Genomic DNA, 13308 nt, shown 5'->3' with positions numbered 1-13308 from the left:
CCCGATTGCCGCGCCACGCTCTTCCGCTACGAATCGGTCGGCAGCCTTCCGCCTAAATAGAACGCCGAGGCCCGCTCCGACGATGCGACAGTTCCTGCGTCAGCTCCTGCCGGACACTCCGCCGCCGAGCCGGCGCGAGCGCCTGCGTGCGGCGGCAGGTGCCCTCGTCGGCATCCTGGTCACGGGGCTGATCGCCCGCCTCGCCCTCGGAGCCGACGCGGTGCTGCCGGTGCTCATCGCCCCCATGGGCGCTTCGGCGGTTCTGCTCTTCGCCGTCCCGGCGAGCCCGCTCGCCCAACCCTGGTCGATCCTCGGTGGCAACGGTGTCGCGGCCCTCGTCGGCGTCACGGCCGCGGCCGCGATCCCGGATCCCCTCGCGGCGGCGGCGGTGGCGATCGGCACTGCCATCGCCCTGATGACGACCCTGCGCTGCCTTCACCCGCCGAGCGGCGCCGTCGCCCTCACGGCGGTACTCGGCGGCCCGGCCATCCACGACCTCGGCTACGGTTTCGTCCTATGGCCCGTGGGCGCCAATTCGGTCGCGATCCTCGCCGTCGCGATCGTGTTCAACAACCTCACCGGACGGGCCTATCCGCACCGGGCCGCCCCCGGGCACGGCACCGCCGATCCAGCGCCGTCCACCCGGAGCGTCACCCACGCAGATCTGGACGCGGTCCTCGCCGCGTATGATGGCGTCCTGGATGTGGCACGCGACGACCTCGCGGCGATCCTGGGGCGAGTTCAGCTCGAAGGGTATCGGAGGCGTGCCGCCGGCCCGATCACCTGCGCGGCCATCATGTCCCGCAACGTCATCGCCGTGGCGCCGCAAGCGCCCCTGCACGAAGCCCTCGGCCTCCTGCGCCACCACCGCGTCAAAGCGCTGCCGGTGACCGACGAAGGCGCTCGCATCCTCGGGATCGTCACGCAGACGGACCTCCTCGACAAGACCGTGTGGGAGCGGCCCGGCCCGCGGCTCGGGGTCGCGCGGCGCCTCGCCCTCACCCTGGCCCGTGGCCGCGCCCCGCACGGCAGCGTCGAGGACATCATGACCAGCCCCGTCCGGTCCGTCCGCGCCGACACGCCTATCGCCGACCTCGTGCCGTGGATGTCCGATGACGGCCTATCACACCTGCCGGTCGTCGGTCCGGACGATCGGCTCGTCGGCATCGTCTCCCAGGCCGACCTCGTGGCCGAACTGCTGGCGGAGGCCGTGGGCGTACGCGACCGGGCTGCGACCGCATCCGAACCTGCCCTCACGTGAGAGCTGAGCGCTGAAGGCATCGCACGCCTCCCTCAGACGCCGATCCCCTGAATCACACCCGAACCACACCGCCTACCCCAAACGATCGAACCCGAGAGGGCACTGTTCCGATATTGGTCTCGGCGGTGTTTGGACTCACACGTTTCCCATTCAGGCCGTCCGACCCGGACGGCCTGCCTTGTCATGGTTGCAGCGGACACACATCGCTCACCGTCGCTGACACCGTTCCTGGTAACGCGGACGAACATCGATTCCTTCCGCACCAGTCACGTGACGAGCACCATATCATTTCCGAAACAGCCTGCTAAGTCGTTGATTTCATTGATGTGGAATTGGCTCTGATTGCTATTGGCACCCAAAATTGTCAGCAAAAACCTGCTACGATGACAGGATAATCCTGCTATTATCGCAGCATAAAATGGCTATCCGACCTGCATCATTTCTGTTTTTTAAAAAGAAAAGGCCCCGATTTTCTCGGAGCCTTGTAACGGTATTCTGGGATTTCGAATAAGATTTATGTCTATTGCCGATGTTCCCGGAAATAGAACGTCGCTCCGACCTCATCTCTCTGGATGGCAGGTGCGATGCCAGCATCTTCAAGTTTTCGCATCATGACAACCGGTATGGTCTCAAAGATTTCTGCCATCTCCGATAACAGAATGTATTTCTTATCGAATGCGTTGAAGACCGCATTGTCAACGATTTGAACTGGGCATCGGTTGATGGGATTGATGCAGGTCCGCGTCGGAAGGTAGCCTTTTTCAATAAGCCCGACCACAACCTTCGTGCTTGTCCCAAGCCGCTTTTCAATGGCACGCGCCGTGAGTCCGTCGAGAGGCGCGCCCTGCACCAGGCGCTTCACCTCCCTCGCGTCGACGAGAACGCCGAGGTAGCCTGCTCCATCATCTGATAGAGAGGCTTAGGGACGTTCTGAGTGGTTTGAAGGCTCGTGCTTGGTTGTTGCGCAGCTGCGGCACGGTCTGCAGCTTCGGAAGCACGACGCGCTAGTTCGGGGCCGATACGCTTTTGGATGGCCCGGACGAGATCCTGCAGATACGGACCTTGAAAAAAAAGCTTCGCCGTAGCCCGGATAGTAGACCTGATCGTGAGCCGCGATCATCGCGTCCACGTCGTCGGCGCAGCGGCGCATAGGCGGAGCAAGGGCGGCTCGGAACTGGCCAGGTCGTGTTGCATCCTCGATGCCTGGTTCGTTCAGCGATTCACGCGCGATGCAGTCGGTCGCCTCTCGAACCGAAGGCAGGACGAGCCGCCTTCGGCGCGGATCGTCCTGCACGCCTTGCGCAAGCGCAGGCTCAAAGCTGCTTAGCAGAACCAGAGCGGTGACGATGCCAACGCGCATCCCCATCTCACGATGAGGCTGATTGGCGGGCGAGTTCGCTTGCCTTCTCGAACCGAGCCCGCGCGGCGGATTCGATACGTGACAACCCGAGGCGCTGGCCGATCATCCTGGCGCGCTCGGCTTCCGAGGCATTGGACGGTAGGGTTATCGCGATCCCGACGAGTTCCGGCATCGGCGTATCGGCGTGACTGCGGACAGCCGCATCGGCCGGGCGGTGAGGATAGCTCATGCGGGGCTCCTCACCACGCGGCCAGAGCACGGGGCGTCCATCATCCTCGGTTCGCGCGACGGATGCATCGACTTGGCTGGCGATGGCGTCACGGACAAGCGGGCCGACCCGCTGAATGCCGTGAGCGCGGGCGACGCGGCGAATAAGCAGTTCCTCGTAGATTGGGCCTTCCACAGAGAGGACATGGTCGACCATGGCGCTAAGCGCCGGTCGGTAGGACGCATCGTAGAACCGGCCCGGTTCGACCGGTCGGCCGAGATCATTCAGATCCGCCATTCTGTAGTCCCGCACGTCATCCTCGACTGCCAGCCTTGGGGCCGGCAACGCGACCGGCAGGGCCTGATCGGCGTAAAGGCGCTGCGGAATGGCGTCGGTGACAGGGGCCGGGTCGTTCGCGGGCTCGCTCGGCATCTCGACGACGGGTGGAGCGACTTCAGGCTCCGCCGTCGGCTCCTCGCGGTCTTGCTCGACGACTTCGGGTTCGACAGCGACGTCGATTAGCGCTGCCGCCGCGGCCTTGGCGCGATCGGCTTCGAGATCCTCGACCAAGCGCTGATCGAGCTTGGCGAGCGCGCCCTTGGCGTCCATCCACCACTCGGTGCTCCACACTCGGCGGATGCGCCACCCGAGATCGGTCAGCACGTGCTCGCGTAGGCGGTCTCGGTCCCGGGCCGTGGCTGAGCTGTGGTAGGTCGCGCCATCGCACTCGACGCCGGCGAGATATCGTCCGGGGGCGTCGGGGTGGACGATGCCGAGGTCGATCCGAAAACCGGATACGCCGATCTGCGCGTGGACGGTCCAGCCTCTTGCCTGGAGCCCCGCCATCACGGCGGCTTCGAACGGTGATTCCACATCGCCACCGGTCGGCGCGAAGGCTTCGGCCAGCGCCCGCGCGCCGCGATCGGCGAATTCGAGGAAGTGCTTGAAGTCGCGCACGCCCTGCGCCCGGGTGCGACCGAGATCGATCTGCTCGGGGCGGAGCGACGCAAACACCACGAGTTCGCGCCTGGCGCGGGTGATCGCAACGTTCAGGCGGCGGTGACCGCCGTCCCTGTTGAGCGACGACACCGTGGTGACCGGACGCCCACTCGGGTCCGGCCCGACCGCGACCGAGAAAATGATGGCGTCGCGCTCGTCGCCCTGCACGTTCTCGAGGTTCTTCACGAACACGGGTTCGTGCCAGCGGTCCTTGTCGAAGAACGGCTCCAGTTCGGGGTATGAGCGCCGCTGCTCATCGAGGAGGTTCTCGATCAGGCGCTGCTGCTCGCCGTTGAAGGTGACCACGCCGAGCGAGCGCCGCTCCTCGGCGAAGCTCGGCTCGCGCAGGCGACGCACGATCTCGGCAACGACGGCGCGGGCCTCGGGGCGGTTCACGCGGCCCGCTCCTCGTTCGTAGACCCCATCCGGCACGAGGGTGAGCCGGACAGCCCGGTCGTCGGTTACCGGCGACGGGAACGTGACCAGCCGGCCGCCGTAGTAGCGGCTGTTCGAGAAGGCGATCAGGCTCTCGTGGCGGCTGCGATAGTGCCAAGCGAGGTTCCGCCGAGGGATGTTGGCGGCGAGGCATTCGTCGAGGATCGATTCTTGATCCGTGACGTCGCTCCCATCCTCGATGTCGTCGACGCCACGGTCACCGACGTTGGTCGGCGGCAACTGCTCGGGATCGCCGACGATGACGACCTGCTTCGCCCGGGCGAGCGCGCCGATGGCGTCCCACGGCGAGATCTGGGAGGCCTCGTCGAAGATGACGACGTCGAACGGCTCCTTGTCGGGCGGCAGGTACTGCGCGATCGAGAGCGGGCTCATCATCACGCAAGGGGTGAGCTTGGTCAGCGCCGTCGGCATCCGGCCGAACAGCTTGCGCAGCGGCATGTGCTGCGTCTTCTTGGTCAGCTCGTGCGAGAGCGTGCCCCATTCCGGATCGGCTCCGAAGGTGGTCGCCCCTGGAATGCCGCCACCAAGGCGCGAGCGGACGACCTGCTTCGAGAGCTCGGTGACGCGGGCATCGGCGGCGCGGAAGCGCTGGATGGCATCCTCGTGCCGCTCTGGCAGGAAGCGCCGAAGTACCGGGTCGTGGCTGACAACACGGTCGATCCACCAGCGCGCATAGATAGTCTTGAAGGCGGTCTCGGCGCGGTCGGGGGCAACACGCCCCTCTTGCAGCGCATCGATCAGCGGTGAGAGACCGGTCTGGCGGGCGTTCTGGGCTGCGGCCTGCCAAGCGCACCACCCCTGGGCTCGCCCCGCCAATCCCGAGCCCCAACGCAGGGCGCGTGCGAGGCTCTGTTCGATCCAATCGGCTTCGGCGGCCAACGGCTCTTCGGGATCGGCGCGACCGGCCAGGAGGCCGAGCGCCTTCATCGCGTCGTTCGCCCTCACACGATCCTGAGCGAAGGCGCTGTAGCTCTGCGCGATGCGGCCGCCCTCGGCGAGGGCGCGGCCTTGGCGCTCGACGAGTTGAACGAGATGATCGCGCAAGCCGTCAATCCCAAGGGACAGGGGCCCGAGAATATCGAGCAGCTGCTCGACCTTCTCGGCCCAGATGATGGCCGAGGCGAACTCGGACGCCGGGCAGTCCGGATTGCTCCACGGCAACCCGAGCCGGGAAAGGATCAATTCTTCCAGACATCCGGCTTTCACGTGCTTGGCGACTTCAATCAAACCCGTGAGATCCGGCCCGAGATCGGCTGGCAGTGGCCCCTCCGCGTAGGGTTGAAGCTGGGCGGACACCCTCCTCAGCTTGCCGCCCTTGACCAGGAAGTTCGCCCCCTGTGCGGCGACCCACTCGGCCAGCAGAGCGCTCAGATTCTGATCCAGGATGCCTGGACCGTATTGGCCGTTGAGCCGGCCGAGCAGCTGGGCCTTCGTGGCCTGGAAGCGCTCGCGCGCGGCGACGGCCCGGCGCAGGTCGCCGGCTCCGTCGGCGAGGAAGGCGGCCCCGCAGCACGCTTCCGACCGCATGAGGTAGTTGCCGAGCACCACCAGTCCGCGCGTGCCGGCGTAGGTCGAGAGCAGGGAAGGTAACCCGATCGCCGCGGCGAAGGCCTGGCCGCTGACCCGGAGCGCGCCGAGCGTCTGCTCCACGGCCCGGATCGCAACGCCCATGTCATCGCGCCAGACCGGCGACCACTGGGTGGCCTCGACACCCTGAAGCGGGTGATCCAGCAGCGACCCGACGGACGCGAGGACGGGACGAAGCTCTCGGCAAGCCGCGCGCAGGTTGGCGAGCGTCGTGTCGTCGTGGGCAAGGTGATCCGGCCATGTGAGGACGAGCGGCGTCTCGGCACCTCCGGCCGCTATGACACGACCGAAGGCCTCATAGGCAGAGAGCCCGTTCTCGCGCCGCCGATGCAGGGCGTTCACGAGGGCGTTAAGTTCCTCGCGCAGGCTCGCGAGTTCGCTCGTCGCCGCGTCCCAGGTGCCCTGCGATGGGGTCGAGCGCTCGTGCCAGGCCCGGCGCAGCTGTCCGAGCACGGCCGATTTCTGTGCCTTGGTCGAATGGACCTCCAGGCAGTAGTCGCCGAGGCCGATTTCCTGCAGGCGGCGCTGCACGACCTCCAAGGCAGCGGTCTTCTGCGAGACGAACAACACGGTACGCCCCTGCGCGAGGCACTGGGCGATCATGTTGCCGATCGTCTGGCTCTTGCCGGTACCGGGCGGCCCGAACAGCACGAAGTCCTTGCCGCTGGCGGCCGCGAGGACCGCCGAGAGTTGCGAGGAATCGGCCGAGAGCGGAGCGAAGACGGTCTCCGGCGGATGCTCCCGGTCGAGCCGGGTCGGCTCGGGGAACGGCGTGCCGTCGCCGTAGGAATGCTTGGGCGTCTCGATGAGGTGGCGCACGACGGGGTTGCGCTTCAGAACCTCCGCCCGGTCGACCAAGTCCTTCCACATCAGGTACTTGGTGAAGGAGAAGGCGGAGAGCACAACCTCCGGCACGACCTCCCAGCCACGCAGCTCTTTCACGTGCTGGCGGACAATTCGGAAGATGCCGTCGACGTCGTACCCAGCCCCGTCCCTGGGAAGATCCCCCTCCAACTCCGGCATGCGCAGCTTGAAGTCCTCGCGCAGCATCTCCAGCAGGGTTGGGTTGATTCGCACCTCGTCGTCGTGGAGAGCGAGCTTGAAACCGGCGCGCACACTCGATCGCTTGAGGGTGACAGGGACGAGGAGCAACGGGGCGCGATAGGCGGCCTCGCCCTCTTTCTTGGTCCACGATAGGAAGCCGATAGCGAGGAAGAGGATATTGGCTCCGCCCTCCTCGAAGCCGTTGCGGGCAAGCCGGTAGAGGTCGAGCAGGCGACGATCGAGATCGGCCTCGGTCGAGGTCGTGTAGATCTCCTTTCGGGCGAGGGCTGCCTCAAGATAGCTGCGGCGGCCGTCGTCGTGGTGGCGTCGGGCGTAGAGATCGGCGCTGCGCTCGTCGGATCCGGTCAGCACGTCCGAGAGTGGCTTCAGGCGATACTCGGTCCCCGCCGCAAGGCCATCTTCCAACGCTCCCGGGGAGACGCATTCAAGGCTGACGGAGCCTTTGCCCAGTTTGAAGTTCAGCAATTTGTTGCGCAGCGTCAGGTCGAGGAGCTTGCGCTTCCAGCGCTCCACGCGTCCGACCGGGGTCTCGGGGGCCTCGTCGACCGAGGCGCGCGCTTCCTCTTCGAAGCTCGGCGGCGCGGACAGCGTCTGGTTCAGGGGGATCGTCGGCGCGGGCGCGAGGTCCGTCGTTTTCCCGCCGCCGAGATCCATTGGACGGATCCCGCGCCGGCGGCAGCGTCGGACATCGATGGCAATCTCGAGCGCCGCCGGTGCGTCGTCCTCGACCTGAACACTCCCACGCGTCGTAGCGATCTTGAACGTCGCCGGTGGATCGGAAGTAAGGAGCGTCGTCTCGACGAAGACCAGATCCTGGAGGTCACGCCGCTTGCGGAGCAGCTGCATGTCATCGACGGTCGCGTTCGCGAAGTCGTCATCCTGCAGCCAGACGCCGACGAAGGCATGGCCGGTCGTGAGCACCAGCACCGGGTTCAGCCCTGCCTGTTCGAGGCAGGCGGCGTAGAGCAGGGAGAGATCGAGGCAGGTGCCGACCTTGCGTTCCAGGACATCGCTCGGACCGCGCACCTTCTGACCGGCCTGCTCGAAGCTCGCCGGCGGCAGGACATAGGCGATACGACGATCGGCGATGGCCGCCCAGATCGCCTCGGCGAGCTCCCACGCACGGGCCTTCTTCTGCGTCGTGTAGCCGTTCAGACCAGATTCGCGGCCGGCTTCGCCGAGCTTCGTGGCGGCATCGCGCAGGACGACGTCCACTGCCGGATCGTTCGGCCGCACAAAGGCCGCCAGCAGTTCCGGCGCACTGCGACCGCCCCCCCAGTGAGAGGGGGGAAGCAGGCGAATTTCAGCCACGCTCCGCGCGCGTTCGCCGGCCGCATCCTCCAGGATCGTCGTCAGTTCGAGCCGGCTCGCCTCGGTGAAGCCGGCGAGCAGTGCTGCATCAAGGCGGATATCGGGGGTCTCGATGTGATGGTTTGAGCCCGCCGGAATGCGATCGATGCGCAGGGTCAGAGGCTGCACTACGGCAGGCCGGCTCTCGATCTGCAGCCGCAGATCAGTGAGGTCCTCTTCGGACGCGTTCGTGATCACGATCTCGCGGATTACGGGAATCGCGTTCTCGTAGTACGCGAGGCTGACATGCTCCGTGGCTGAGCAAGCGACCTGGACGGTGTCCGCGACACCGATGTCCACGGCGGGTTCGATCGTCTCACCGTTCACTGTACGATCCACCGGCTCGAGAAGCGTTCGCCCTGTTTGTAGCGGGCAAGTTTAGGACCGACTTCGTCGCAGCTCTCGCCGAACGGGTCCCGCATGAGGCCGAACTCTGCATCGTTGACGTAGCCGGTCACGTAGCAGACGTCCTGGTACTCGCCTTTGATGCGGTTTCGCATCTTGATGCGCGTCGTCGCCAGGGCGGTCTCTAAGGGACGGTCCTTGTAGAGGGCGGTGCCGTAATCGAGGATCCGCGTCTCGGACGACATGAACTCCCAGCGGTCATCGCGCTGGTCCTGATAATGTTGCGCGAGTTTGGGATAGCGTCCCGTGAATCCCACGGGGCGCTCGCCGGTTGCGAAGGCCTGCGCTTCCTCGCCAAGGGCCTGCTCGAAGAAGCGTGCCCGCTCACCGTATTGGACCCGCAGGGCACGCTCCTGAGCAGCCCGTCGGACACCCTCCTCGTTGGCTTTGGCGCTGTCGAGTTGCCGCCGCTCGTCCAGTTCGCGCTGACGCTTGAACTGCTCCTGGGCGGTGCGAGTCTTGCCCTGATCGATGTCGCTTTGCGTTTGGGAGACCTCGGTCGGTTCGATCCACAGGGGCAGGTAGCGGTGGCCGATGCCGTCCCGGGTCATGGCGGCGGTGATCGTCGCAAGATCTGCCGATGCGGCGTAGACCGCGCCGCATTCGCCGCGTTTGATCGCGATGAACGCGCCATCGGCCGAAGTCGGTGTGACGACGATCTGGCCGGGAAGCTCGTCGCCGATCCGGTCTGAGAGGCGGGTGAGGATCGCCGCATGCGCCTCGGCCTTCTCGGGGGCGACCCGGCAGAGCACGCTTGAACTGTTGGGCACGCCGACCACACCGAAGCCGTCGCCCTTGCGCTCGCGCACCAGGGCCTCGATCTCGTTGGCCTTGGCAGCCTCCGCCTGACGGACGGAGGCGAGCGCGCCGGCATCGAGGACGTCAAGCTTGGCAAACAGGTTGCCATTCACGGCCTCGACGAGGGTGATCACCCGGTCCACGGGCTCGCGCAGGAGACGTTCGCGCTCGGCGATGATCAGATCCTGCTGCGCGAGGCTGTTCGCGCCGCAGGTCGAGAGCGGCAGTTCGAGCTTGGCTCCGAGAGCCGCACTGCGGTCGCGGATCTGACGGTTGAGAAAAACGTCCGACAGGGCCGCATGGTACAGGCACGCGGCCCCCCGCCCGTCCTCGAACACGAGTTCGCCGCGCAGGTTGCGCACGACGGATGGGGCCTTACCGCTGTCATTGTACAGAACGATCAGGTCGCCGCGTCCGCCCTCCATGAGGAAGCGGCTTTTGGCGGTGATCGCTCGGGCAAGCTTTGCCGCCGCGTCGATGCGACCGCGCTTTCCAGCATATGCCTCGGTGAGTTCCTTCAAACGGGCATCTGGCGTTTCGGCCGTGATCGAAGTGACCTCGGCGATGAATCCGCTGAGGAACGTCTGCAGATCCTGCGGGATGCCGCCCTTGAGGGTGGCTTCGGCTTCGGTCTGATCACGCAGCAGGCGCTCGACGAGCGCGTTCCGGCTACGCTCGGCCTGATCCCGTTCACGCTGACGCTCGTCCTGCTCGCGGGCGCGGCGTTGGACAGCATCCTGATCAGCCAGCGCGCTCTGCGCTTTGGCGACCGCGTCCGGGGTGATCCAGATCGGCAGGTAGCGGTATGTGATGCCGTCACGGGCAAGCCCCTTCGCTAGGAGAGCTTGGTCCTTGGCCGTGCCGTAGACGGCTCCGCACTGACCGCGTTTGATCGACAGGAACGCCCCATCGGCGGTCGACGCCACCGTGGTCGTTGCGCCGCGTAGCTCGGCCTTTAGCAAGGCGTCGTAGGGCTGCAGAAGTCCATCATGGAGTGCCTTGTCGCCGGTCGCGATCCGGCAGATCGTGCGGGACCCATTGCCGAATGCAAGGATGGCGAGACCGTTCGAGGTACCGCGGGCGACCTCACTTTCGGCCTCCGCAGCCCGGATCCCCTCCGTCTGCCGCGCCGCCTCGATATCGGATTTCAGCACCGTTCCGCCGAGAGCATAGACACCGGTATCGACGGCGGAGGCGATCATGCCGAACAGCCCTGCCTGCGCGCGCAAGGCACCGCGCTCAAAAGCGAGGAGATCGGCGCTTTGCTGCTGGGTGCTCGAACAGGGAGCCAGTTTTTCCTTGACCGGTGCGCCAAGATTGCGCGCCTTCGCGACAAGCTGCTCCAGGGCGATGCGATCGGCCGGCACGTCCGGTACGACGCAGGCGACGGTCCGCTCGGGATCGAAGACGAGATTGCCGTCGAGGCCGCGCACCACGCTGACCGCACGCGGGGAGCTGTTGTAGAGAAGCAGGAGATCGCCTGCCTCGCCCTCGACGAGAAAGCGGTTCTTGTCCGTGACCGCGCGCTGGACCGCCTCGGCTTCGCGCACACGCGGCTCAATCTGCGAAAAGCGCTGCTGAAGCGTCTCAGCAAGGCGAGGCAGATCCTGCGGGGCTCCCCCTTCCGACTGCTTCCGCAGGATCTCCAATTGCGGTCGCAGGTCGTCTGGCACCGGACCGTCGAGCAGCTGCTGAACGCGTTTGCGCTGCGCATCGAGATCGCGCTGGGCCTGTTGGCGTGAGGTCCGATCCCGCTCCTCGACCCCGAGATCCGTCAGATAGACCTCATAGCGCCGGGTGAGGGCATCGATCCGCCCGGGCAGGCTCGGATCCGTGACGAAGGAGACACTCACCGCTGTTGGGGCACTGCCGCGGCCGAGTCGGCTGGCGAGGTTGTTTCCGACAAACCCGTCACCGGGCAAGCCTTCGGCCTCCGCGTAGGCCACGATGGCCCGGCGGGTAATGCTGCCATAGACGCCATCGGCGGTGGCATCCGCAGGAAGATGGCCGGCGTCACGCAAGGCCGCCTGCAGCCATACATGCTCGTCGATCGGCCGGTCGATTTCCTGCCGCGCGGAGACCGGCCCATCCCGCCCGATGCGGGCCGCCCAGACGGCCTTCTGTTTCTGGTAGGCCGCAGCGATGCAGGGGACGGCCTTCGTGCGCAGACCCGCCGCGACCTTGCCGGTTTCAGGAATGCGGCAAACGTCGAGCGTCCGCTTCACGAGGTCGTTCGACTCGGCCTTGAGTTCCGCGCCAGCATCGGGCTTGAGGTGGCGCAGCGCATAGAACGCGCGTGCCATCTCGAGGTCGATGCGCCGCAGGCCGGCATCCTCGCAGATGAGGATCGGCAGAGGCGTGTTCGCTCGTTCGCAATCGAAGGACGGACCGAGATCGCCTGTCGGTGCGACCGCCGCGGCCGGTTTGGCGGCTTGCGATGGACGCGGCGGCTCGGAGACGGCGACGGCGTCTTTCCGCAACTCGGCGAGCCGCTTGCGCAGCCCCTCGGCCGTATCGTTCTTCGTTCGCGCCTCAGCCTGGGCGCGCAGGCTGCTCATGCGATCAAGGGCTGCCAAGCGAAGGGTTTCGGCCTGCGACAGAGCCGCGAGGCTGGCGACCTCGCGGGCGATCGCGTCCGTGTCAGCCGCAGACGGACCGTTGCGGGCGTTCAGCTGCTGCTCGAGGCGGCTCTGGATCCGCGCGACTTCGGAGCGGACCACGGGAGAGACATCGCGCTGAAAGTTTCCAAGAGTAGCCTTGTGAACCTGGAGCTGCTCGGACCGCCCTTGGGCCTCCACGCGCGCCTGTCGGGCTTCACGAGCCTCACCGCTCTCGACGTCGGCGACAACGATCCGGGTTCCGGAGAAGTGGAGATCGATGGCCTCCTGAGGCCCGACGGGCTGAACACGGTTGCTTCCATCGCGGTAGGCAAAGGACTGATTGCAGGTGGTCGCGACCGACCAACCGTTCTCGTCCGGGATCGTGCAAGTGAACCCGCGCCGCAGGTTCGGCTCGGTGAAACGGCGGCATTCTGTGAAGAACCCGGTCAGCCGACCATCGTCAGGGCCAATGCCCCGCTGGATCATCGCGGCGATATCGGTGTTCCGCCGTGCCATGGCGCGATCGAGACAGGAGCGATCCCCATTGGGCAGGCGCGCCCAGGCATCCCGTGCGGCTTGAGCTTGAGCCGCTCCGAGGAGACCGCCGAAGATATCGAGCGGCGTAACCTGAGCCGAAACCGGAACGAGCGTCGCGGTGAACACGATCGCAGTACAAAAACCGCGCAATCCGCCCCAGGCCATGGTCTTTTCCCGCCACGCTCGATCAGAGAGGTGTCGCCGGTTCGAGCCTCCTATTCAAGGTTGTCGTGGACAGATTTGAGCGGAATACAAGGGTGTTGCCGAACCGTCGCCGGCCGGCTGAAGGATCTGGGACTTCAGCGTATCCCGGCCAGGGCGCGCATGACATTCAAGACCACACGCTGGGTGTCCGGATTCTCGATTTGCGCGTACGCGCGAATGAGTTCATCTGCGCCGTCGAGGCTGAGCAGGGAACTCAGTCCTGCTACGAACGGCTGAGGTTCGTCGGGCTCATCGAAGAAAGCCGACACCGGGATCTCGAACAGGGTCCCGAGCTTGGCCAAGCGATCCGCGGTGATCCGATTGGTCCCATTCTCATATTTCTGGACCTGCTGAAACGTAACACCAAGTGTGCGGGCAAGCGCGGATTGGCTGAGGCCTCGCGATTTTCGAAGCGCAACGATGCGCGCTGCAACGGCGCGATCCTCGTTTTCCGGCTGCTTGGGCATCAGCGAATTCG

5 protein-coding genes are annotated in these 13308 nt (G+C 65.9%); 1 reads left to right on the top strand and 4 read right to left on the bottom strand.

Annotated elements, in window-relative coordinates:
- Positions 1 to 82 precede the first annotated feature (82 nt).
- On the top strand, positions 83 to 1261 hold the full coding sequence (locus ASF27_RS20830; RefSeq protein ID WP_056363222.1) for an HPP family protein: 1179 nt from the start codon (positions 83 to 85) through the stop codon (positions 1259 to 1261).
- Between the two features lie 520 nt (positions 1262 to 1781).
- Here ASF27_RS20830 and ASF27_RS22540 read toward each other — a convergent pair.
- The 4 genes from ASF27_RS22540 to ASF27_RS20815 form a co-directional block, all read right to left on the bottom strand.
- Positions 1782 to 2123 carry a hypothetical protein gene (locus tag ASF27_RS22540; RefSeq protein ID WP_156467600.1) on the bottom strand — a complete coding sequence of 114 codons (342 nt, stop codon included), beginning with the start codon at positions 2121 to 2123 and terminating at the stop codon, positions 1782 to 1784.
- 505 nt (positions 2124 to 2628) lie between these two features.
- A complete protein-coding gene (locus ASF27_RS20825) occupies positions 2629 to 8613 on the bottom strand; it encodes a DUF3320 domain-containing protein (RefSeq protein WP_244481084.1) in 5985 nt (1994 codons plus the stop codon).
- Positions 8610 to 12791: a peptidoglycan-binding protein gene (locus tag ASF27_RS20820; RefSeq protein ID WP_156467599.1), complete on the bottom strand. Its 4182-nt coding sequence runs from the start codon at positions 12789 to 12791 to the stop codon at positions 8610 to 8612. The genes ASF27_RS20825 and ASF27_RS20820 overlap by 4 nt, the downstream gene beginning before the upstream one ends.
- A gap of 134 nt (positions 12792 to 12925) precedes the next feature.
- Positions 12926 to 13297 carry a helix-turn-helix transcriptional regulator gene (locus ASF27_RS20815; RefSeq protein WP_056363216.1) on the bottom strand — a complete coding sequence of 124 codons (372 nt, stop codon included), beginning with the start codon at positions 13295 to 13297 and terminating at the stop codon, positions 12926 to 12928.
- Positions 13298 to 13308: the final 11 nt, after the last annotated feature.

Origin of the sequence: Methylobacterium sp. Leaf102 (assembly GCF_001422425.1) — a bacterium.
Taxonomy (GTDB): Bacteria; Pseudomonadota; Alphaproteobacteria; order Rhizobiales; family Beijerinckiaceae; genus Methylobacterium.
This window is presented reverse-complemented; position numbering and strand designations above follow the sequence as displayed.